Origin of the sequence: Ralstonia pickettii (assembly GCF_000607165.1) — a bacterium.
Taxonomy (GTDB): Bacteria; Pseudomonadota; Gammaproteobacteria; order Burkholderiales; family Burkholderiaceae; genus Ralstonia; species Ralstonia holmesii.
Window position 1 is genome coordinate 742,124 of sequence record NZ_JFZG01000024.1, and the last position, 23,480, is coordinate 765,603.

At 64.5% G+C, this 23,480-nt stretch carries 19 protein-coding genes; 10 read left to right on the forward strand and 9 right to left on the reverse strand.

Annotated elements, in window-relative coordinates:
• Positions 1-108: 108 nt before the first annotated feature.
• Complete coding sequence (locus tag BG83_RS0120955; RefSeq protein WP_024978558.1) at positions 109-1,509, reverse strand: GGDEF domain-containing protein; 1,401 nt, start codon at positions 1,507-1,509, stop codon at positions 109-111.
• Between the two features lie 705 nt (positions 1,510-2,214).
• On the opposite strand from BG83_RS0120955, the gene BG83_RS0120965 reads away from it, so the two are divergent.
• The 10 genes from BG83_RS0120965 to BG83_RS0121010 all read left to right on the forward strand — a co-directional run bounded on the left by BG83_RS0120965 (position 2,215) and on the right by BG83_RS0121010 (position 15,455).
• Entirely contained in the window at positions 2,215-3,759 is a 1,545-nt protein-coding gene (locus BG83_RS0120965) for a PAS domain-containing methyl-accepting chemotaxis protein (RefSeq protein WP_024978559.1), read from the forward strand.
• Positions 3,760-3,871: 112 nt separating this feature from the next.
• Positions 3,872-4,126, forward strand: coding sequence for a GlsB/YeaQ/YmgE family stress response membrane protein (locus BG83_RS0120970; protein WP_004627540.1), 255 nt, complete (start codon positions 3,872-3,874; stop codon positions 4,124-4,126).
• 161 nt (positions 4,127-4,287) lie between these two features.
• The gene (locus BG83_RS0120975) at positions 4,288-4,581 is read left to right on the forward strand and encodes a hypothetical protein (protein ID WP_024978560.1); all 294 of its coding nucleotides are present in this window, start codon (positions 4,288-4,290) and stop codon (positions 4,579-4,581) included.
• Positions 4,582-4,965: 384 nt separating this feature from the next.
• Entirely contained in the window at positions 4,966-6,288 is a 1,323-nt protein-coding gene (locus BG83_RS0120980) for an MFS transporter (protein WP_024978561.1), read from the forward strand.
• A gap of 21 nt (positions 6,289-6,309) precedes the next feature.
• Positions 6,310-8,865: a nitrite reductase large subunit NirB gene (gene nirB / locus BG83_RS0120985; RefSeq protein ID WP_024978562.1), complete on the forward strand. Its 2,556-nt coding sequence runs from the start codon at positions 6,310-6,312 to the stop codon at positions 8,863-8,865.
• 25 nt (positions 8,866-8,890) lie between these two features.
• Complete coding sequence (nirD, locus tag BG83_RS0120990; RefSeq protein ID WP_024978563.1) at positions 8,891-9,229, forward strand: nitrite reductase small subunit NirD; 339 nt, start codon at positions 8,891-8,893, stop codon at positions 9,227-9,229.
• A 106-nt stretch (positions 9,230-9,335) separates the two neighbouring features.
• Positions 9,336-10,568: an NAD(P)/FAD-dependent oxidoreductase gene (locus BG83_RS0120995; protein WP_024978564.1), complete on the forward strand. Its 1,233-nt coding sequence runs from the start codon at positions 9,336-9,338 to the stop codon at positions 10,566-10,568.
• A gap of 32 nt (positions 10,569-10,600) precedes the next feature.
• Positions 10,601-13,366, forward strand: a complete 2,766-nt coding sequence (locus tag BG83_RS0121000; RefSeq protein WP_024978565.1) for a nitrate reductase — start codon at positions 10,601-10,603, stop codon at positions 13,364-13,366.
• 110 nt (positions 13,367-13,476) lie between these two features.
• Positions 13,477-14,091 carry a DUF2239 family protein gene (locus BG83_RS0121005; RefSeq protein WP_024978566.1) on the forward strand — a complete coding sequence of 205 codons (615 nt, stop codon included), beginning with the start codon at positions 13,477-13,479 and terminating at the stop codon, positions 14,089-14,091.
• On the forward strand, positions 14,088-15,455 hold the full coding sequence (locus tag BG83_RS0121010) for an MATE family efflux transporter (protein ID WP_024978567.1): 1,368 nt from the start codon (positions 14,088-14,090) through the stop codon (positions 15,453-15,455). Before BG83_RS0121005 ends, BG83_RS0121010 begins: the two co-directional genes overlap by 4 nt.
• 52 nt (positions 15,456-15,507) lie before the next feature.
• Here the strand turns inward: BG83_RS0121010 and BG83_RS0121015 are convergent, their stop codons facing one another.
• The 8 genes from BG83_RS0121015 to BG83_RS0121050 all read right to left on the reverse strand — a co-directional run bounded on the left by BG83_RS0121015 (position 15,508) and on the right by BG83_RS0121050 (position 23,412).
• Complete coding sequence (locus BG83_RS0121015) at positions 15,508-17,154, reverse strand: fatty acid--CoA ligase (protein ID WP_024978568.1); 1,647 nt, start codon at positions 17,152-17,154, stop codon at positions 15,508-15,510.
• A 47-nt stretch (positions 17,155-17,201) separates the two neighbouring features.
• The gene (locus BG83_RS0121020) at positions 17,202-17,519 is read right to left on the reverse strand and encodes a Rieske (2Fe-2S) protein (RefSeq protein ID WP_024978569.1); all 318 of its coding nucleotides are present in this window, start codon (positions 17,517-17,519) and stop codon (positions 17,202-17,204) included.
• 5 nt (positions 17,520-17,524) lie between these two features.
• Positions 17,525-18,256: a DsbA family oxidoreductase gene (locus tag BG83_RS0121025; protein WP_080693706.1), complete on the reverse strand. Its 732-nt coding sequence runs from the start codon at positions 18,254-18,256 to the stop codon at positions 17,525-17,527.
• Positions 18,243-18,818 (reverse strand): RBBP9/YdeN family alpha/beta hydrolase, encoded by a 576-nt coding sequence (locus BG83_RS0121030; RefSeq protein ID WP_024978571.1) that lies wholly within the window; start codon positions 18,816-18,818, stop codon positions 18,243-18,245. Before BG83_RS0121030 ends, BG83_RS0121025 begins: the two co-directional genes overlap by 14 nt.
• A 92-nt stretch (positions 18,819-18,910) precedes the next feature.
• Entirely contained in the window at positions 18,911-20,044 is a 1,134-nt protein-coding gene (locus BG83_RS0121035; protein WP_024978572.1) for a porin, read from the reverse strand.
• A 57-nt stretch (positions 20,045-20,101) separates the two neighbouring features.
• Positions 20,102-20,950 (reverse strand): TauD/TfdA dioxygenase family protein, encoded by an 849-nt coding sequence (locus BG83_RS0121040; protein WP_024978573.1) that lies wholly within the window; start codon positions 20,948-20,950, stop codon positions 20,102-20,104.
• Positions 20,951-20,959: 9 nt separating this feature from the next.
• Complete coding sequence (locus tag BG83_RS0121045) at positions 20,960-21,940, reverse strand: quinone oxidoreductase family protein (protein WP_024978574.1); 981 nt, start codon at positions 21,938-21,940, stop codon at positions 20,960-20,962.
• A 131-nt stretch (positions 21,941-22,071) separates the two neighbouring features.
• Positions 22,072-23,412, reverse strand: a complete 1,341-nt coding sequence (locus tag BG83_RS0121050; protein WP_024978575.1) for an MFS transporter — start codon at positions 23,410-23,412, stop codon at positions 22,072-22,074.
• Between the last annotated feature and the right edge of the window lie 68 nt (positions 23,413-23,480).

A 23,480-nucleotide genomic window follows, 5' to 3' on the forward strand; every position in this document is an offset into this window, starting at 1 on the left:
GCGCCGCGCTTTGCGGGGAACGATGTCGGCCTGCCAGGCCCTGAATATCGTGCCGGCTACCCTTGAAGGTCGCGCACCATGCGGAAAGTGCTGTGAAGCGCGTTCGCTCTAGCGAATGGCGACGGCGTTCCTGCCTGCGCGCTTGGCGTCATAGAGCGCCATATCAGCTCGGGCGAGGACCTCTGCTGTAACCCGTGCGGCGGTGCCTTGGTAAGTCTGGCCGACCACGTCGCGCTCGGTTGGAATGTAGGTCGCTACTCCAATGCTGATCGTCACAACGCGACCCGCAGACGGCGCAGGCAAGGCCGCACCCTCTACATCACTGCGTACCCTCTCGGCAACCTGTTGCGCACCGGAGCGCTCGGTGTTTGGGAGCAGCACGACAAATTCTTCACCGCCATACCGGGCAACGAAGTCGCTCCCACGCTGTGTGGCGACGCCTGAGAGGATGCTCGCGACCGCCACCAGATAGGCATCGCCGCGGCCATGGCCGAAGGTATCGTTAATTCGTTTGAAGTGGTCAATGTCGATCATCAGAACCGACAGCGGAGTTCCATCTCGTTCGGCCCGCCGCCATTCCGTTTCCCAACGCGTGTCAAACGCTTGGCGGTTCGCTATCTGCGTCAAACCATCCAGCAGTGCCTGTTTTTCGAGTTGCCGATTGGCAGTAATGAGCGCGCGGTACAGGCGAGTGATTTCTGCAATCAACATTGAGAGCACCACGCCCGATGACAGAACACTCAGGAGTCGGGCTGCATACCAGCCTAACGTGTACCTCGCGCCGCCGTGCAGGGTCAGTACTGCGTCAGCAAGGCTGGCCACGAGTGCCACGCAAACCCATACATCCACCGAGCGGCGTAGTCGGGTCAGCACGACATAGCCGACAAGGGCAGCGGCATTCGCGCCAATTACGGGCAAGCCAAGAGTGTGAACAAGGTTTGCGTAGGTTCCGCCCTGAATGAGTTGCGGCAAAACGCTCGTGCCCCAGATGGAAAGCGGCACCACGACTGCCGCCGCGATTGGGCCGACCCAGCGCACAGCTTGAACGTCAGGGAACATACGTGTTTGCGGCTGTGCGCGCGCATAGAGACCTCGGCTCAGTCCGGCTAGCAACACCAAAAGGGGATAGCCGGAATGCCAGAACGTCCACAGCCACACGGCTGTTTGGGCGCCGGCGCCGAGCAAGCCTCCTTCTGAAAACACGCCCGGAAAAGTGGGGAGCTGCGCTGCGGCCCCGGCCGCAGCAAACACGTAGGCGCCAGCAAGTGCTCCGTAGAAGGGGGCTCCCGTCAAGCGGGCGCGTTGCAGGAGAAGATAGCCGGTCAAGCCTTCAAAGATGACGACCGTCGTGAGGAAGATAGGGAGGAACGGCCTGACTTCCGGCAGCAGGACGCGTGCGTAGCTGAAGGCTAAAACTGCCAAGGCAACAATGGCCGCCGAAACCGCTGCGGCAGTAAAAAGCTCAGGTCGGGAAGGAGCGATGCCTTCCACTTGTACGGTCTCGGTCATGAATCTGGGGGCGCGGGTGGTCAATGTGAAGTATCGACGGTCCCGCCGCAGTCTTTAGTTTTCGCAGTGCGCTACCGCGGAAATGACTTCAAATTGCGCGATGAGACCATCCATCTACAACGCCGCTCTCTATCAATGTCTTCCGGTCGCAGCGGATAGAGGAAGGGGCGCTTTTTGTACTTCTCAGGGGCAGTGTCTCCGGGTGAGGGTCATCCCGAAAACGAAGACATCCGACTTGTCGCGACAACTTTGAGGCGGTGGCCGGGTGGTGGCCGCAACTTTGAGGTTGTGCAGCACCCACTGTAAGACTGTGCTCGCCAAGTGCTTAATCTTACGGGCTCGGAAGCAACCACGTTGAGAGGCGACCGGGCGCATGGGGGCTCTCAGGCCCTGGAAGGGCCTGATGTGAGACGGGCTCACAAGAAAACGTATGGTGTCTCGCTATTACGTTTTATATTTTATCGAGCCGCCGATAATTAATGTGAATAAGGTATTAACGAGCTTTGTGTGCTGCGGTGTTTCCGGCTGCTTGCCGTAAATGCGCAGGATAAAGCGGATAAGAATCATTTTCATGACGTAGTATCTGCTCTGGCAAGCGAACGGATTGGGATCTGGTGAGCGCAAAAAAAGGGTATTCGGTCTTAATAAATCCAGTTATGTGCCGATAATCCGTTGCGAAGTAAATCATCAAAGGAGATCCCCCCCATGCGTGTCAACGAACCTGTCACCCAGCGCGAATACGAGTTCCCCGACAACGCCACGCTCATGTCGACCACCGACACCCAAAGCTACATCGCCTATGCGAATGCAGCGTTTGTGGAGGTGAGCGGCTTTTCCCGCGAAGAGATTGAAGGCCAGCCACATAACATCGTGCGCCACCCGGATATGCCAACCGAGGCATTTGCCGATATGTGGGCCACGCTCAAGGCGGGGCAGCCATGGACGGCGCTGGTCAAGAACCGTCGCAAGAACGGCGACCATTATTGGGTGCGTGCCAACGCCACGCCCGTGGTGCGTAACGGACGGGCCAGCGGCTATATGTCGGTACGCACCAAGCCCACGCGCGAGGAAATCGCGGCGGCCGAGGCGCTCTATAAGGATTTCCGCGCCGGCCAGGCGGGTAACCGCAAGTTTCACAAGGGCCTGATCGTGCGAACTGGGTTGATGGCCTGGCGTTCGGTGTTTCAGGTGATGCCGGTGCGCTGGCGCATCCGGCTCACTTTTCTTACATTGCTGCCCGCGTTGCTGGCCACGGCGTGGGCGTTTGGCCTCTCCGGTGCGGCGCTCGGCGGTTTTGCCGGTGCGTTGCTCGTGGCCCTGGCGCTGGCCTCGTGGTCATTGAAGGTGCAGATCGCCACGCCGCTTGAAAAGCTTCAGGAACTTGCGCTGAGCGTGGCCTCGGGCGAGAGCCGGAAAGTCGCCATCGCAGACCGCGTGGACGAGATCGGCATGACGCTGCGCACGATCAGCCAGCTCGGGCTGATGTTCCGCTGGTTGATCGACGACGTGGCAGAGCAGGTCATCAATGTGCAATCGGCCAGCCAGGAGATCGCCAAGGGCAACGGCGACATCAACACCCGCACCGAGCAGGCTGCCGCGAGCCTGGAAGAAACCTCCAGCTCCATGACGCAGATGACCGCCACGGTGGCCAGCAATGCCGAAACGGCTGGGCAGGCAAACACGTTGTCGAGTGTGGCTACGCAGGCGGCGGTCAATGGCGGCCGTGCGATGGAGCAGGTCGTGGCCACCATGAGCGCCATCACGCAGAGTGCCAAGCAGATTGCCGACATCATCGGCGTGATCGACAGCATTGCCTTTCAGACCAACATCCTGGCGCTCAATGCGGCCGTGGAGGCGGCGCGCGCCGGCGAACAAGGGCGAGGTTTTGCTGTCGTGGCGGGCGAGGTGCGTGCGCTTGCGCAGCGCAGCGCCGGTGCAGCCAAGGAGATCAAGGAGCTGATCGGCACCAGCGTCGACAAGGTCGAATCGGGCTCGCGGCTGGTGGACGATGCCGGCAAGACCATGGACGACATCGTCGAGCAGGTCAAAAAGGTCTCGACCATGATTGCCGACATCAGCCTGGCAACGGCGCAGCAGACCGACGGCATCACGCAGGTCAGCCAGGCGGTCAACCATCTGGATCAGGTCACGCAGGAGAACGCCACGCTGGTCGGCCAGAGCGCGGCGGCGGCCGAGGGCCTGCGCATTCAGGCTACGCGCCTGGTGGAGGCGGTCAACGTGTTCCGTTGAGCACGATGCAATTGCAAAAACCGTGTGAGCGCCACATCGCGATTGTGCTGTCTTCGCCTACTATGCCTGTGCGGTAACGTCCCTCAAAACGCACATTCTTTGGAGCGCGAACATGGCCTCACACGGTTTGATTGCCTGGTTGATCATCGGCGCGGTGGCGGGTTGGCTGGCCGGCATCCTGGTCAAGGGTGGTGGTTTCGGCATCTTCGTCGACATCGTGGTCGGCATCGTCGGTGCCTTCATCGGCGGATGGCTGGCGGGGGTGCTGGGCATCTCGCTGGGCGGCGGGTGGATCGGCTCGATCATCACGGCGGTGATCGGTGCGGTGATCCTGCTGTTCATCATTCGGCTGATCAAGCGCGCATAGCGCAAGGCAGCACCAGACCCAAGAACGGCGGTGGATGCGGATGTCATCCAACCGCCGGATTTCAACATGCACCTCATCACCTAGACTGGTTGAACCAAGGGCAGTCGCGCCACGCCACAAGCACCAGCGCGGCCGGTACACGCTAACCCAGCGAGGCCACCATGTCTGACCAGCTCATCACCGCACCGCAAGAACTCTACGAAGGGTTCGAGATCCACGTTGTGCCAAGCCCGACGCGGGCAAACTCCACGCGCTACACCTACACCGGCTACGTGTGCCACCCCGGCGCCGATCCGCAGTTGCCTGGTCACGTCGTGCCCTTTCATGCCGACGGGGACGACACCTTCCGCAGCCCCGAAGAGGCCATGGAGGAAGCCGTGCACGTGGCGCGCAGCATTGTCGACGGGACGCACCCGGATCTGTCGGTGCTGTCGATCGTGACGCACGGCTACTGACGCCGATACCGGATCCGGCGCTTTCCTCCCAAGCAGTCCTCCACGTGGCGTGCCGGTCGCCCCTGGCGGCCGCCGACGCATTTGCTGTGCCGCACCATCCCGAATCGCATCTGCACCGAAACCGTGCGATGTAGTGCTCGCGCATGAGGCACGCGCACCGGCCGATTTCGAGCTCATTTCCTGCAAACCGCGATAACACAAGGCTTTGCGCGCCTGGCATACCTGTTGCATAGCAACATTGCGCGGGTCAAAGGCGATCCGTGCTCTTCGTGGTGAAGGCCCTGGTGCTCAGGGCTACTTGGACAACGGCGTCCCAGACCCTGGCTAGTGCAGTCGGGTTCTCGGACGCCTTTCTTTTTTTTCGGCCCCTGATTGGGATTCAACATGACCGGCAAAGCCACCCGAATCGACCTGTTCAGCCTGCGTACGCCGCAGATGCGCGCCTTCCATCTGACGTGGCTCGCGTTCTTCGTGTGTTTCTACGCGTGGTTTGCCTGCGCGCCGCTCATGCCGGTGCTCAAGGGCGAGTTCCACCTCACGCCCGGCCAGATCGCCAACATCAACATCGCCGCGGTGGCGGTGACGATCCTGGTGCGGCTGATTGTCGGCCCGCTGTGCGACCGTTTCGGCCCGCGCAAGACCTATACCGGCCTGCTCGCGCTGGGTGCCCTCCCGGTACTGGGCGTGGCGTTGGCACAGAGCTACGAGGCCTTCCTGTTCTTCCGCCTGGCGATCGGCGCGATTGGCGCGAGCTTCGTCATCACGCAATACCACACGTCGGTCATGTTCGCGCCCAACGTGGTGGGCACGGCCAACGCGGCGGCTGCAGGCTGGGGCAATGCGGGCGGCGGTGTGGCACAAGGCACGATGCCGCTGCTGCTGACCGCCATCGTGATGATGGGCGTGACGCAGAGCATGGGCTGGCGCCTCGCCATGGTGGTGCCGGGCGTGGCGATGCTGATCGTCGCGGCGCTCTACTGGCGTTATACGCAGGACTGCCCGGAAGGCAACTTCAGCGCGCTGCGCGCCGCCGGCAAGACCATCGAAGGCGGCAAGAAGGGCGGCTGGGGCAGTTTCGTGGCGGCCGCCGGCAACTATCGCGTGTGGCTGCTGTTCATCACCTACGGCGCGTGCTTTGGCGTGGAGATCTTCATCCACAACATCGCCGCCACCTATTACGTCGATCACTTTGGCCTGTCGCTGTCGGGGGCGGGCATGGCTGCGGCGAGCTTCGGTCTGCTGGCGCTGTTTGCACGCGCGCTGGGCGGCATCGTGTCGGACCGCGTGGCAGCCAAGCGTGGCCTGGATGCGCGTACTCAACTGCTGTGCGTGCTGATGGTGGGCGAGGGCCTGGGCCTGTTCGGTTTCGCCCATTCCGGTAGCGTGCCGGTGGCCATTCTCGCCATGCTCGGCTTCGGCCTGTTCACCCACATGGCATGCGGCGCCACGTATGCGCTGGTGCCGTTCATTGATCGCCGCGCCCTGGGCGGCGTGGCCGGCATCATCGGCGCGGGCGGCAACGCCGGCGCGGTGGCGGCGGGCTTCCTGCTCAAGGGTATGGCCGACACGCAAGCCACGTTGTCGGTGCTCGGCGTGTTTGTGGCGCTGTCTGCCATCTGCGCGATTGCCGTGCGCTTCTCGCCAGAACACAAGGCGCGCGAGCAAGCGCTGTACGACAACACGCTGGCCGCCGCCGCCAACGCCTAACGCAGTCAAGGAGACATCACCATGACCATGAAGATCGTCGTCATTGGCCACGGAATGGTGGGCCACAAGTTTCTGGAAAGCCTTCTGCACACACCGGGCCATCACCTTCAGGTGACGGTGCTGTGCGAAGAGCCGCGCCCCGCATATGACCGCGTGCACTTGTCGGAATTTTTCACGGGCAAGACGGCCGAAGATCTCTCGCTCGTGGCCCCGGGTTTCTTTGATCGCGATGACGTGGTGCTCAAGCTCAACGCTCGCGCCACGGCCATCGACACCATTGCCAAAACGGTAACGGCCTCCACCGGCGAGGTGCTGCCGTACGACAAGCTGGTCATCGCTTCGGGCTCGTCGCCGTTTGTGCCGCCGGTGCCGGGCAAGGACCGCAAGGACTGCTTCGTCTATCGCACCATCGAAGACCTCGAAGCGATGGCCGAATGTGGCCAGCGCGCCAAGACCGGTGTTGTCATCGGTGGCGGTCTGCTGGGCCTGGAATGCGCCAAGGCGCTGCGTGACATGAACCTGCAAACGCATGTGGTCGAGTTTGCCGGCCGCCTGATGGCCATGCAGGTGGACGACGGCGGCGGCCGTATGCTGCGCCGGAAGATCGAAGACCTGGGCGTGACCGTTCACACGCAGAAGAACACCTCGGAGATCGTCGACGGTGAAACGGCGACGCACCGTCTGAACTTTGCCGATGGCACGCACCTGGAAGCCGACATGGTCGTCTTCTCGGCTGGCATCCGCCCGCGCGATGAACTGGCGCGCGCCTGCGGGCTGGAAGTGGGCGAGCGCGGCGGCATCGTGATCGACTCCGAGTGCCGTACCTCGGCGCCGGACGTGTACGCGATTGGCGAATGCGCGCTGTGGGGCGGCAAGGTCTACGGCCTGGTTGCGCCGGGCTACGAGATGGCGCGCATCACCGCCAAGCAGATCCTGGCGGCCGACGATGTGGCAGAGTTCAGCGGCGCCGACATGAGCACCAAGCTCAAGCTGATGGGTGTGGACGTCGCCAGCCTGGGCGATGCGCAGGGCATCACGCCGGGCAGCCGCAGCGTGCAGTTCACCGACGAGCGCAAGCAGATCTACAAGAAACTGGTGGTGTCGGAAGACGGCAAGTACCTGCTGGGCGGCGTGCTGGTGGGCGATGCGGCCGAATACGGCACGCTGCTGCAGATGATGCTCAACCGCATCGAGTTGCCCGAGGCGCCGGAATTCCTGATCCTGCCGCAGGCCGATGGCAATGCGCGCCCCGCACTGGGCGTGGATGCGCTGCCCGATAGCGCGCAGATCTGCTCGTGCAACGACGTATCGAAAGGCGCGCTGTGCCAGGCCGTGTGCGCCGGCGCCACCACCGTGGGCGCGCTCAAGGATGCGACCAAGGCCGGCACCTCGTGCGGCGGCTGCGTGCCGCTCATGACGCAGGTGATGAAGGCCGAGATGAAGAAGCAAGGCCTGGCCGTCAACAACCATATCTGCGAGCACTTTCCGTATTCGCGCCAGGAGTTGTATCACCTGGTGCGCGTGGGCCGTATCCAGTCGTTCGAAGGGCTGCTGGAAGCGCACGGCAGCGGCATGGGGTGCGACATCTGCAAGCCGGCCGTTGCGAGCATCCTCGCCTCGTGCTGGAACGACTTCGTACTCAAGGAAGAGCACGCCGGCCTGCAGGATTCCAACGACTACTTCCTCGCCAACATCCAGAAGGATGGGACGTACTCCGTGGTGCCGCGCATGGCGGGCGGCGAAGTGACGGCAGATGGCCTGATCGCCGTAGGACAGGTCGCCAAGAAATACGGCCTGTACACCAAGATCACCGGCGGCCAGCGTGTCGACCTGTTCGGCGCGCGTCTGGAGCAGTTGCCACTGATCTGGGAAGAACTGATTGCGGCCGGCTTCGAGTCGGGCCATGCCTATGGCAAGTCGCTGCGCACGGTGAAGTCGTGCGTGGGCTCCACATGGTGCCGGTATGGCGTGGGCGATTCGGTGGGCTTTGCGGTGGCGCTGGAGAACCGCTACAAGGGCCTGCGCTCGCCGCACAAGCTGAAGTTTGGCGTGTCGGGCTGCACGCGCGAATGTGCCGAAGCGCAGGGCAAGGATGTCGGCATCATCGCTACCGAAAAAGGCTGGAACCTGTACGTGTGCGGCAACGGCGGCATGAAGCCTCGTCATGCCGAACTGCTGGCGGCAGACCTGGACCAGGAAACGCTCATCAAGTATGTCGACCGCTTCCTGATGTTCTACGTGCGCACGGCTGATCGTCTGCAACGCACCAGCACGTGGCGCGACAACCTCGAAGGCGGCCTGGATTACCTCAAGGACGTGGTCATCAACGACAAGCTGGGCATCGTCGCAGAACTCGAAGCCGACATGCAGCACGTGGTCGACACCTATCAAGACGAGTGGAAGACGGCCGTGACCAACCCCGAGGTGCGCAAGCGCTTCCGTCACTTCGTCAACAGCGAGGCGAAGGACGCGAACGTCGTGTTCGTTGAGGAGCGCGGCCAGATCCGCCCCGCCACGGTGGAAGAGCGTGCCAAGACGCGGCCCGTGCGCATTCCTGTTGTTGCTGAAGCCGCTTGAGCGGATAGAGGAAGAGGAGGACGTCATGCAAGCATCCCGTTGGACCCCGATCTGTGCCCTGGACGACATCGTTCCCAACACCGGCGTCTGCGCGCTGGTGGAAGGCGACCAGGTTGCCGTGTTCCGTGTGGGCGGCAACACGCCGCAAAGCGTGTACGCCATCGGCAACTACGATCCGAACTCCGATGCCGCAGTGCTCTCGCGCGGGCTGGTCGGCAACCTGGGCGAGCGCATTGTCGTCGCCTCGCCCATCTACAAGCAGCATTTCGACCTGACCACCGGCGAGTGCCTGGAAGCGCCGGCCAACTCCGTGCATGCCTACGCGACCAAGGTGGAAGACGGCAAGGTCTGGGTAGCGGCATGAGCCGTAAGCGGCTGCCCTGCGCAGTGGGCAGACACACGGCGGCGCATGCCGATGGCCGCCGGCACTGAGTGAATCAAATGACCGACAACCTTCAGGAGAGGACAGCATGAACGCCAAGACCGTACGCCCCAAGCTGGTCGTCATCGGCAACGGCATGGCCGGCATGCGCACGGTCGAAGAGTTGCTCAAGCTGGCGCCGGACCTGTACGACGTGACCGTGTTCGGCGAAGAGCCGCACGGCAACTACAACCGCATCCTGCTCTCGCCTGTGCTGGCGGGTGAGAAGCAGGTTGACGACATCATGCTCAACACGCGTGAGTGGTACGACGAGAACCACATCACGCTGCATGCGGGCGACCCGGTGGTCGCTATCGACCGCCCCCGCCGCACGCTGCGCTCGCGCGACGGCGTGGAGGTGCGCTACGACCGCCTGCTGATCGCCACCGGCTCGCGGCCGTTCATCCTGCCGGTGCCGGGGCACCTGCTGCCGGGCGTGATCGCCTTCCGCGACATTCAAGACGTGGAGACGATGCTGGAGGCGGCCCGCAATCACCGGCACGCGGTCGTCATCGGAGGTGGCCTGCTTGGGCTGGAAGCCGCCAACGGCCTGATGCGCCAGGGCATGGACGTGACCGTGGTGCACCTGCCCGACAGCCTGATGGAGCGCCAGCTCGACAAGCCGGCCGCCAAGCTGTTGCAGAAGGCGCTGGAGGCCAAGGGCCTGCGCTTCCTGCTGGGCGCGCATACGGCGGAGCTGCTTGGCACCGACCGCGTGACCACGGTCCGCTTCAAGGACGGCACTGAGATTCCCGCCGACCTCGTCGTCATGACTGCCGGCGTACGGCCGAACATTGAGCTTGCCAAGGCCGCCGGCCTGCATTGCGAACGCGCCATCATCGTCGACGACACGCTGCAGACCTACGACCCGCGCATCTACGCTGTGGGCGAATGCGTGCAGCACCGCAGCGCAACGTTCGGTCTCGTTGCACCGATCTGGGACCAGGCCCGTGTGTGTGCCGCGCACCTGGCTGGCGCCGGACACCGCCGCTATATCCAGCAGGCCACGGCGACCAAGCTGAAGGTCACGGGCGTGGACTTGTATTCCGCTGGCGATTTCATCGGCGGCGACGGCACCGAAGACATCGTGCTGCGCGACCCGCGCCGCGGCGTCTACAAACGCCTTGTGCTGAAGGAAGACCGCATCGTCGGCGCGGTACTGTACGGGGATGTGGCCGATGGCCCGTGGTACTTCGACATGATCCAGCGCCAGACCCCCATCACACCGATTCGCCAGCGCTTGTTGTTTGGCCGCGCGCTGTGCGAAGCAGAAGCCGCCTGATCTCTGATCTGCCTGACACCCAAGGCCATCTCATGACGATGACGACCATCCCCATCCACCCGGCAGTCGATACCGCCGCCAACACGGTGCGCACCACCTGCCCGTACTGCGGCGTGGGCTGCGGCGTGCTCGCGACCCCGCAGGCGGATGGCAGTGTCGGCATTCAAGGCGATCCCACGCATCCGTCCAACGCCGGGCGCCTGTGCGTGAAAGGCTCGGCGCTGGGCGAGACCGTCAGCCTGGACGGGCGGCTGCTATACCCGGCCATGCGCCATCGCTCGCATGATGTGGATGCTGCGCAGCTCACCAAGCCGGCGCCATTGCAACGCGTCTCGTGGGACACCGCGCTCGATGCCGTGGCGCAAGGTTTTCGCCGCATCGCTGAAGAGCACGGCCCGGATTCCGTGGCGCTCTACGTCTCCGGTCAGTTGCTGACCGAGGACTACTACGTCGCCAACAAGCTGATGAAGGGCTTTATCGGCACGGCCAACATCGATACCAACTCGCGGCTGTGCATGTCGTCGGCCGTGGCCGGGCACAAGCGCGCGTTTGGCGAAGACCTCGTGCCGGTCTGCTACGACGATCTGGAAACGGCAGACCTCGTCGTGCTGGTGGGCTCCAACACGGCATGGTGCCACCCGATCCTGTTCCAGCGCATCGTGCGCGCCAAGGAAGCGCGGCCTGAGATGAAGGTGGTGGTGGTTGACCCGCGCCACACGGCCACGTGCGAGCTGGCCGATCTGCATCTGCCCATCAAGCCCGGCACCGATGTGTGGCTGTTCAATGGCCTGCTGTCGTTCCTCTCGCGGCGCGGTGTGGTTGACCGCAACTTCGTCACGCAGCACACCAACGGCCCGGACGCTGCCCTGGAAGCCGCCGGCACCGAGAGCCACGACATCGAAGCCGTTGCCAAGGCCTGCAAGCTCAAGCTCGACGATCTGCTGACGTTCTACAACTGGTTTGCCGAGACCGAGCGCACCATCACCGCGTTTTCGATGGGCGTCAACCAATCGACGGCGGGTACGGACAAGGTCAACAGCATCATCAACTGCCACCTGCTCACGGGCCGCATCGGCCGCGCAGGCATGGGGCCGTTTTCGATTACCGGCCAACCGAATGCGATGGGCGGGCGCGAAGTGGGCGGTCTTGCCAACATGTTGGCCGCGCACATGGAACTGAACGAGCCTTCGCATCGGGACCTCGTGCAGACGTTCTGGGGCGCACCGCGCATGGCCGACAAGGTGGGCCTCAAGGCGGTCGATCTGTTCAACGCCATTGAAGACGGGCGCATCAAGGCCGTGTGGATCATGGGGACCAACCCCGTGGTCAGCCTGCCCGATGCTGACCAGGCGCGCCGTGCGTTGGCCAAGTGCGAGCTCGTCGTTGCCTCCGACATCGTTGAAGCCACCGACACCACCGTTCTGGCCGACATCCTGCTGCCCGCGCTGGGCTGGGGCGAGAAAGACGGCACCGTGACGAACTCCGAGCGCCGCATCTCGCGCCAGCGCGCCTTTCTGCCCGCACCCGGCGAGGCACGCGCCGACTGGGACATCATCGCCGACGTTGCCCGCCGCATGGGTTACGACGGCTTCGACTTCAAGAGCCCCGGCGATGTGTTTGATGAACACGCACGCCTGTCCGCCTACGCCAACGATGCGAGCGGCACGCGTCGCGCCTTCCATCTGGGCGGCCTCGCGGGGCTCGATACCGATGCATACAACGGCATGTCGCCGGTGCAATGGCCCATCGCAACGTCGGGCAACAGCGAAGCGCGCCTCTTCAGCGATGGCCGTTTCGCTCACCCCGATGGCCGCGCGCGTTTCGTGCCGACGCCTGCCCGTGCGCCCGCGCATGCGGCAGATGGCGAATATCCGCTCATCCTCAACACCGGCCGCGTGCGCGACCAATGGCACACCATGACGCGCACCGGCCGCGCGCCCAAGCTGGCGGACCACGTGCCCGAACCGTTTGTCGATCTGCACCCGCACGATGCGCTGCTGGCCGGCGTGCGCGAAGGCAACCTGGCGCGTGTGTCATCGCGCTGGGGCAGTGTGGTGGCACGCGTGCGCATGACGGGCGGCATCGCGCGCGGCAGCGTGTTCGTGCCGATCCACTGGAACGGCCAGTTTGCTTCCGATGCGCGCGTGGGCGCGGTCGTCAATCCGGTTGTCGACCCGGTGTCGGGCGAGCCTGAGTTCAAGCACACGCCGGTGATGGTCGAGCCGTTCGATGTGGCGTGGCACGGCTTTGTCCTCTCGCGCCGCGCACTCGACACCGACGACGCAACTTGGTGGACGCGCATTCAAGGCAAGCAGTTCGTGCGCTATGAGCTTGCCGGCCGCCAGCATCTTGGCTCCGTACACGATTGGGCGCGCGCGCTGCTGGGCGTGACCGACCCACATGCCGATTGGCTTGAATACGAAGACACCACCGCGCGTGTCTACCGCGCCGTGCACGTGGTGGATGACCGCATCGAAGCCTGCGTGTTTTTGTCACCGCGTCCGGACCTGCCGTCGCGCAACTGGCTCGCGGGCCTGTTCGCGCAAGAGCGCCTGGAAGACGTCGATCGCGCGGGCGTGCTGCTCGGCCAGCCGATCGAAGCGGGCGTCGACGTGGGGCCAACCGTCTGCTCGTGCTTTGGCGTGGGTCGCAACACGATCTGCGATGCCATCCGCACCAAGGGCCTGCAATCGACTGGCGAGATCACGGCCTGCCTGAAGGCGGGTGGCAATTGCGGGTCGTGCGTGCCGGAACTCAAACGGCTGCTGGTGGAGGCGCGCGTGCAGCAGGCGGCATGACCTCTGCGTCACGTTACGCGCTGCACCGATTTTATGCCCGGGTAATATTGACAATCAATTAAACCCGGGTAGAATCCGTTCCTGTTGAAACTTCAGCAGGAGCGTTTCTCATGGATGTCGCAGCAATCCACGCGTGCACGGCGTTTGCCGGCACCCAACGCCTGGCCGGCGGTCCCGTCCGAGATGTCGCACGCGCCGTCAAGGCGCACCTCGATGCGCACCCCGAATCGCAGGTGCTTGTGTTCGACAACACCAGTGCGCGCCCTGTGGAGTTCGACTTGCGCGGCACGGTTGAAGACGTGCTTGCGCGCGTCGATCGCGCCGCCCCATCTGCCGCTGAACCCGCCGAATCCGAAAGCCGCCCGCGTGGCCCTGGCCGCCCCAAGCTGGGCGTGATTGCCCGCGAGGTGACCTTGCTGCCGCGCCACTGGGACTGGCTGGCCGCGCAGCCGGGCGGGGCGTCGGTTACGCTGCGCAAGCTGGTGGAAGACGCCCGCCGCGCCGCCGAAGGCGCAGACCGCCGTCGCGTTGCGCAAGAGGCGGCGTACCGCTTCATGTCTGCCATGGCCGGCAACGCCGCGGGCTTTGAAGACGCCACGCGCGCCTTGTTTGCCGCAGATGCCATGGCGTTCCAATCCCTGACCCAATCCTGGCCCGCCGACGTGCGCGACTTTGCGCGCGAACTGGCGAGCCGGGCATTCCATCCTCAACAGGAGGCTGCATGACAGCGCCTGCTGCTCGCCCGTTGTGGCGAACATTCATTGCATTCCTCGGCCCGCTGATCCTGGCCAACATCCTGCAATCGTTGTCGGGCACGCTCAACAACGTCTATGTCGGACACATGCTGGGCGTGAAGGCGCTTGCTGCGGTGTCGGCATTCTTCCCGATCCTGTTTTTCTTCATCGCCTTCATCATCGGGCTGGGGTCGGGGGCGGCAGTGTTGATCGGGCAAGCCTGGGGCGCCAAGAAGCCCGAGGCGGTCAAGACCGTTGCAGGGACCACGCTGTCGGTGGGCTTCATCGTCGGGCTGGCTGTGGCGCTGCTGGGCGGCCCGTTTGCAAACGCGCTGCTGGGTTGGCTCGGTACGCCGGCCGACATCCTGCAAGACGCCACGCTCTACGCCAGCGTCATGCTCTATGCCATGCCAGGGCTGTTCGTCTACCTGCTTGCCACAGCGATGATGCGCGGCGTGGGCGACACGCGCACGCCGCTGCGCACCCTGGCGCTGTCGACGTCGATCGGGCTGGTGCTGACACCGACCTTCATTCGCGGCTGGTTCGGCTTGCCGCAACTGGGTGTGGCAAGCGGCGCCGTGGCCACCATCATCTCGTTCACGGTGGCGCTGGTGTGGCTCGCCTTCTTCCTGCGCCGGCGCAATCATCCGCTCGCGCCGGATGCCGTGTTGGCGCGGCACCTGTGGGTCGATTTTGGGGTGCTCAAAACCGTGCTGAAGATCGGCGTGCCGACGGGCGTGCAGCTTGTGGTGATCTCGATTGCCGAGCTGGCGCTGCTGTCATTCGTCAACGGCTTCGGCTCCGACGCGACGGCCGCTTACGGCGCCGGCACGCAGATCATCAGCTACGTGCAGTTTCCCGCCATGTCGATTGCGATTACGGCGTCCATCCTCGGGGCGCAGGCCATCGGCTCGGGCAATACGGAGCGGCTTGACGCCATCACGCGCACCGGGCTGTGGCTCAACGTGGCCATTACCGGCGTGCTGGTGGTGATGGCGTTGCTGTTCTCGCGCGCTGTCATCGGCTGGTTCACCACGAACACGGAAGTGATGAGCCTTGCCCAGAGCCTGCTGCATATCTCGCTGTGGAGCTCGGTCATCTTTGGCATGGCGAGCGTCTTCTCGGGCGTGATGCGCTCAAGCGGCACGGTGATGGCGCCCACGGCCATTTCCATCCTGGCCATTGCGGCGGTGGAAGTGCCGGTGGCCTGGGTGTTGAGCCGACACATCGGCACCGACGGCATCTGGGCTGCATACCCGGCCACCTTTCTTGCCATGTTCGTGATGCAGGGGCTGTATTACGCGCTCGTGTGGCGCCGCCGCGCGCAGCGGTTCGGCATCCGCCGCATGGTTTGACGACACTGCCGCCGGCTGCCACAGGTGCGGCCGGCGGTGGAGCGCGTGTGGGTTACGCCGCGTTCTCTCGCAGGGCCTTCTTGTTGATCTTGCCGACGCTCGTCTTCGGAATCTCCGCCACGAAGGCGATACGGTCCAGTTCCGGCACGGCGTATTTGCTGATGCGCTTGGCTTCAGCGTGTGCCAGCAGGCAATCGCGGATGGCCTCAGCCTTCAGGCGTGCCCCCGGCTTGCCGACGACAAACGCCATCGGCCGTTCGCCCCACTTCGCGTCGCGCACACCAATTACTGCGCTCTCCTGCACGCCCGGCACCTGGGCAATCAGGCTTTCCACTTCAATGGACGACACCCACTCGCCGCCGGTCTTGATCACGTCCTTGATGCGGTCGACGATCTGCACAAAGCCATCGGGCGTCATGACGGCAATGTCCTGCGTGTGCAGGTAGCCACCGGCCCACAGCTCTTCTGATGCTGCCGGCTTGTTGAAGTAGCCCTGCGTGAGGTACGGCGTACGCAGCACGATCTCGCCCTGGTGCTTGCCGTCGTGCGGTACATCGCGCAGATGCTCGTCGACGATGCGCAACTCGGCCAGCGGCACCGGGCGCCCCGTGGCGCAGCGCATGCGGATCTCTTCCTGCCGGTCTGCGGGCTTGCGGCCCGGCGGCAGTTGCGCCAGCGCAACCACCGGGCCGGTTTCCGACATGCCATAACCCGCAAATACGTCAATGCCGCGATCAAGCGCTGACTCGCAGAGCGCCGGAGACAACGCCGAGCCGCCAATAAGGACCTTCCACCCCGACAGATCGTGCATGCCGCCTTCCGCCGCCTGCAGCAGCATCTGCAGCAGCGTCGGCACGCAATGCGAGAAGGTGACCCGCTCCGTCTCGTGCAGCTTGAGGAGAAGATCGGCCGCGTAGCGCCCCGGCAGGACGATCTTCAAGCCCAGCATGACGGCGATGTACGGCATGCCCCAAGCCAGGACGTGGAACATCGGTGTGATGGGCATGTACACGTCTTCGCGGTGCAGGCGCTGGCCATCGCGCGGTGCGCACAACGTCGTGGCAGTCGCCATGGTGTGCAGCACGATGTCGCGGTGGCTGTAGCTCACGCCCTTCGGGTCACCGGTCGTGCCGGTCGTGTAGAAGGTTGCGGCGCGCGTGCGTTCATCGAAGTCGGCAAATGCAAAATCGGGCGAGGCGTGGGCGAGCAGCGCCTCGTACTCGCCCGCCACAGGCAGCGTGGTGTGCGGCATGGGCGCGTTGTCGGCCAGCACCACAACGTGGCGCACGTTCGTCAGTCCGTCCCAGATCTCTTCGAGCAGCGGCACGAAGTCGGCGTGTACCAGCACGACCTCGGCCTGTGCATCGTTGAGCGTGTAGAGAATCTGCTGGGCAGAGAGCCGCACGTTCACGGTGAACAGCGTTGCGCCCATCATCGGCACGCCAAAGTAGCACTCGAGGTAGCGGTGGCTGTCCCAGTCCATGACGGCCACGGTCGAGCCATGTTGGACCGCCAGCGTGCTCAGTGCCGACGCGAGCCGGCCGATGTGTTCCCGAAACGTGCGATAGCTGTAGCGCAGCGCACCGCGATAGGTGATTTCCTGTTCGCCGTAGAGACATTGCGCATTGGTCAGCAAGTGCTTGACGAGCAGCGGATACGTGTACGCCGAAGGTGTTGGGGTGATGAGGTTCGCATGCATGTTGAGTGGTCTCGTTCGGTGTGCAGGTTCGTATCGCGCGTGGCGAATCAACTGGCGTCTTCGAGCTGGATGACGACGTGGCCGTCGGTCTCCTGAACGGGGTAGGTTTTCAGGCACAAGCCGCTGGACCCGGGCGTGCAGCCGGTGGCGAGATCGAAGCGCAGGCCATGCGCAGGACACTGCAATACGTTGCCGGCAAGACGGCCCGAGGCCAGCGATGCGCCGTTGTGCGGGCAACTGTTGTCGATGGCATGAAGCCGGCCTTCAACGTTGAACAGGACGACGCTGCGGCCGTTGACGAAGACGAGCTTGCGTTCTCCGGCGCCCAGCTCGCCGGACGAAGCCACGGTGACATTGCACGCCATGGTGTTCACTGCGCTTCCTCTTGCGATTGCAGTGGCGATAGCGACAGCGACAGCGACAGCGCGTTCTGCATGGCGCGCACCAGCGTGCTTGCCGGATGCGCACCCGAGATCGCCACGTTCGAGTTGAAGATGAAATACGGCACTCCTGACACGGTCACGCCGCGGCCCACTGGTTTGCAAACGCTGGGCGCGCACACTGCGGGCGCCATGGCCGTGGCAAGGTTGTGCTCGAACTCCAGGCGCTGCAGCACGTCTTCGTTGCCGATGTCGGCACCTTCCAAAAAATAGGCGCTGAAGATGTGTTCGATGAGCTGAGCTGGCTGTCCGCCCGCGTCGACCCGGCGATATTTCCGAACCACACCGTGCGCGCGCTCGGTATTGGGCAGGACATTGATGCGTGTGAAATCGAAGTCGATGCCGGCCGCTTGCCCGGCGCGCTGCACCTGAGCACGCCGCATCGATACGGCAGTGGGGCTGCCGAGACGGCTGAGGTAAAACGCCTGGTACGGCAGGCCTTCGGCCGGGGTGTCCGGCAGCAGCGGATACGGGCGCCACCGCACCTTGGTCTTCACCTCCGGATGCAGCATCGCGAACGTGCGCAGCGCGCTGGCCAGATGGCGCGTACCGATCCAGCACCACGGACAGATGAAGTCGAAGAAGACATCGACGGTGAGCTTGGTGCGTGGGTGGATTGCGCCGCGCGGACTTGCCTGCATGGACCGGTCAATCGAGTTCATGGATCAGGGCTTCCGCCATGGGCCACGGGCCGAAGCCGGCGGCGGGATTCAGATGACCGACGTCCCCCAGATCGACCAGACGGCTGCCCCAGTCGGCCGCCATGCCGGCCACGCGCTCGAACGATGCCAGCGGATCGTTCCGACTGGCGGCGACGACGCTTGGAAACGGCAGCGGACGCCGGGGGCAGGGCAGCCAGCCATTTTTCTGCAGCACGTCCTGCGTGGGATAGCCCGACGGCAACTGCGTGTCGAGATCGGCCGGGGTGGCCAGCAGGGCGCCGTGGATCTTGCGCGCGTGCCGCTTGGCCCAATGCACGGTGATCATCACGCCTGCGCTATGCGCCACCAGGATCACCGGCCCTTCGATGGCGCTGACGGCCTTGTCCAAGGCCACTACCCGTGCCGCGCAGCTCAACTTGTCGGCTTCCAGCGGCGGGACTGACGCAGCCTTGTGGCCTGCAGCCCGGAGTTTGGCTTCGAGCAACGTCTGCCAGTGTTCGGCCACGTGGTCGCGCAGGCCGGGCACCATGAGGATGGTGGGAGAAGGGTTGGACAACGTCATGATGAAACGCCATGAAGAAAAAACGAGGAGGTCACCCTCCTCGAATGCCGACCGGGGAGACGGCGGAGTCCGCCTCCCGTGGTGTGGGCCGCTCAGAATTTGTGGCGAATACCGACGGCCGCGCCGAGCATGCTGGTCTTGCCGGTAGCCAGGCCGTAGCCGGTGGCGTTGAGGTCCACCGTGGCCTGGTCGAGCGCCAGGCCCGCGTTGCGCGCATAGGCCGTGGTCAGGTACAGATCGGTGCGCTTGGAAATGGTGTAGTCGGCAATGAACGCGACCTGCCACGGGTTGGCCTGCGTGGACGGCGCGCTGTTGATGGTCTTGATCTTCTGGTACGAGTATTCGAGCGAGAGCATCACGGCGTTTGTCGCCTGATAGTTCACGCCGGCCCAGAAGTAGTCGTCGCGCAGCGCCACACTGCCGTTGGCGTTCTTGTTCTGGCCCCAGCGGTAGCCGCCCATGACCTTGAGCACATCGCCAACGAGGTAGCTGCCCGCCAGCGCCGCCTTGCGCACGGTGCCGGAGCTGAACGCGCCACCGCCCAGCGGGGTGCTGGGGTTGTACTGGTCATACACGAGCGTGGCACCCAGCGGGCCAGCCGAGTACGCCACCCCCGCGCCGTAGCCGCTGTCGCGCCGGGCTTGGCCGGGCACCTCGCCGTTGCCGCCGCCGGTTGGGTTGGCGCTCGGGGCGCCGGTGCCGAATGACCAATGCGCCTGCGCAGTCACCGGGCCGAAGTTGCCCGTGTACATGGCGGTGTTGTCGGACCGGAAATTCACGCCGGTCTGCACTGCCGCTGGTTCGTACTGCGTGGAATACGCCATCGGCTCAAAGTTGGCCAGCAACTGGAAGAGCGTCGTGTACTGGCGGCCGAAAGTAAATTGCCCGATCGTGCTGCTCTTGAGTCCAACGTAGGCCTGGCGCCCGAACAGCCGGCCCCCTTGTTGCGATTGGCCCGTGTCGCTTGCAAATCCGCTTTCGAGCACGAACAGCGCACTTAGGCCGCCGCCAAGATCCTCCACCCCGCGCAGGCCCCAGCGCGAGCCCGACAGGCCGCCGCTTTGCATCGACACGCGGTGCCCCGAGCTGCCCGGCGTGGCACCCGCCAGGTTGGTCGCATATTCGATGTTGGTATCCACCACGCCATACAGCGTGACGCCGGATTGCGCGCAGGCCGCGCCGGCGCAGGCCAGCAGTGCAGCGGGGGCGATGTGCTTCGTCTTCATGTTGCAGGGTCTCCTCTTGGTGTTATCGCCGACGGGTCCGATGTGTCCCGACGATCGTTAGAACGGCTTGCCGCCGATGATGCCGGCGCGTTCCATCTTCCGATGGCACGGCACGTAATCCATGACCGCGTAGTGCTGCGTGGCGGTGTTGTCCCAGATGGCCACGCTGTTCGGCTTCCAGCGCCAGCGCACCTGGTATTCGGGAATGTAGGCCTGGCTGATCAGGTAGCGCAGCAGCTCAGATGCACCTACCGTGGCGTCCTGGCCGTAGCGCACGCGCGCAGGGGTGTGGTAGTTCGTGAAGTGCGTCGTGAAGCCGTTGACGTACAGCACCTTCTCGTCGGTTTCGGGGTGCGTGCGCACCACGGGGTGTTCCGGATCGGGGTACTGCGCCTTGAGTGCAAGACGCTTTTCGATGGGCATGACGGCACCAAAGCTGGCCTCGATGCTGTGGCGTGCGCGCAGGCCGGCAATGTCGCGCTTGACGTCTTCCGGCAGCTTCTCGTACGCCAGCACCATGTTGGCCCACATCGTGTCGCCGCCAACGGGCGGGCATTCCACGCAGCGCAGCACGGCGCCAAACTGCGGCGCTTCGCGCCACGTGGTGTCGGCGTGCCAACAGTTCTCGTAGCGGTCGTTCGGGTGGTCGGGCGTCTTGTAGATGCGCACGAGGCCGGGGTGCTCCGGGTCGCTACCGGCCACGGGGTGGTCTTCCAGTTCGCCAAAGCGGCGGGCAAACGCCACATGCTGCGCACGGCTCAAGTCCTGATCGCGCAGGAAGATCACGCGGTGCTTGAGCAGCGCGGTGCGGATTTCGCTGAACAGGCCTTCGTCTTCGATCGCGTCACTCAGTTGTACGCCGGTCAGCTCGGCACCCAGGGCGTTGGTCAGTTGTTCGATGCGCATGACAGCCCCTCAGATGACGAAGACGGATGAACCCGTCGTCTTGCGCGATTCGAGATCGCGGTGTGCCTGCACGGCGTCTTCCAATGCATAGCGCTGGTGGATTTCGATCTTGATGCGACCGGCGGCCACGTGATCGAACAACTCGCCGGCAAGCTCGGCCTTCTCGGCCGGATCGGCGATGTAATCGGCCAGGGCCGGGCGCGTCAGGTAAAGCGATCCCTTCATCGCCAGCAGTTGTGGGTTGAACGGCGGGATCGGGCCCGATGCCGTACCCACGCACACCATCAGGCCGCGTCGCTTGAGCGAATCGAGCGAGGCATCGAAGGTGGCCTTGCCCACGCTGTCGAACACCACGTTCACGCCCACGCCGTCGGTCAGTTCGCGCACGCGTTTTGCAACGTCGTCGTGCGCGTAGTTGATGACGTGGTCGCAGCCGTGCGCGCGGGCGATGTCGGCCTTGGCTTCGCTCGATACCGTGCCGATCACGGTCAGCCCAAGCAGCTTCGCCCACTGCGAGACGATCAGTCCCACACCGCCGGCGGCTGCATGCAGAAGGATCGTGTTGCCCTTCGCAAACGGGTAGATGCGGCGCAGCAGGTAGGCCGACGTCAGGCCGCGCATGGTCATGGCGGCGGCGGTTTCGCAGGCAATGGCTGCGGGCAGCTTGATGAGCGGCGCGGCTGGAATGAGGCGTTCGGTGCTGTACGCGCCAAGCGTGTTGATGAAGCCGGTATAGGTCACGCGATCACCCACGGCGACGTTGCTTACGCCATCGCCTACCGCTTCAACGATGCCTGCTGCTTCCACGCCCATGCCGGCGGGGCGGGGTACCGGGTAGAGGCCCGAACGGAAGTAGGTGTCGGCAAAGTTCAGGCCGACGGCTTCGTGGCGTAGACGGACCTGGCCCGGGCCGGGTTGGCCCACTTCGACGGTCTCGCAGCGCAAGACCTCGGGGCCGCCGGTTTCATGAAAGCGGACTGCGGTTGCCATGGATATCTCCTGGATTCGTCTTCAGATGTTTGGGGTGCGCGCCGCCCGCGCGGCTCGCTTGGCGAGACGCGGTCAAGGCGGGAGAGGGGTGAGATGCCTTGTGGCGGCGCGCGGTTAGCGGAGTCGGGCCGTCATGCGGAAGCCACAGCGGCTGGTGCGGCGGTGGGCGCCGCGTCGATCGATACGTTGGCCACGCGCTTGAGTTCAGCTTCGTAGCTGCGTGCGGCCAGCAAGAAGCAGCCTGCTGCAACCACGCCGAAGATCGGCATCACAGCCAGGGCGGTCTGCAGGCCCCACGCGTCGGACATGGCGCCGCCCACAAACGGCCCGATGGCCAAGCCGAACAGGTTCTGGAACAGCGAGAGCACCGCAGCTCCGGTAGAGCGGACGCCGGGGTGCACCACGTCGAACACCACGCTGGAAGCCGGGGCCACCGTGCACGTCATCAAGAAGCCGCCGAAGGCGATCAGGAGGAACTGCTGGTTGGCCGGCATGGCGGTACCAAAGGCCGTCATGAACACGAGCAGCGTGACCACCGCCAGCACAGCCACCGCAATCAGCCGGTTGCGCTGGCGGCGCGCTGCAACTACATCGGCCACCACACCCCACACGAAGGCGCCCAGGGCACCGCACAGCACCACCAGTGCGGCTTGCATGGCAGCACGGTCCGGCGGTGTCCCGTGATAGCGATTCAGGTAGCTAGGCAGCCACGCCCAGATGGTCGACACGACGATCAACTGGAAGGCTGCGCCCAGGCACGTCCACCACAGCGTGCGCGAGCTGGTGAGCGCGCCCGCAACGCGTTGCAGGAGCGTGCCTGCGGGCTGACGCACTTGCGTGCCGCCAGCTGCCATCGCCACCGTTTTGTAGTCCGGCACGAACACATAGAGCAGCGCCAGCACCAGACCCGGTATGCCCACCACGCCAAATGCTGCCTGCCAGCCCCAGCGCGCTGCAATCACGCCACCGAGCAACACGCCCAATACCGAACCGACGGATGCCGCTGCAAAGAAGGCGCCCATCAACGTGGCGCGCAGGCGCTTGGGGAACAGACTGGCAATGAGTGCCGCGCCCACCGAGCCGTAGCCGGTCTCGCCCACGCCCACGATGGCGCGCGCGGTGAAGAGCTGTCCGTAATTGCGCGTGAACATGCAGGAGATCGTTGCCAGGCTCCATACGGTGGCCATCACGACGATGCTCTTGACGCGGCTGTAGCGGTCGGCCAACAACGCCACGGGCAGGCCACCCACCGCCACCACGATCGAGATGACCGAGACGAGCGCGCCAAGTTGCTTGTCGGACAGCGCCCAGGCTGTCTTCAGATGCGGGAAAAGCGACACGATGACTTGCCGGTCGATGTAATCGAACAGCATCAGTGCAAAGGTCATTGCAAACGCAAACCACGCCTGGGGTTGGCTGACGAGATAGCCGTCGTGGTGGTCTGCGCGCGGGTCGGCGGCATGCAGATTCATGGTTGTCTCCGAGTGGCGGCGCTTGCGTTGAGCGCCGCCTGTGTTGGCCCGGTGATACGGCGGCTTCT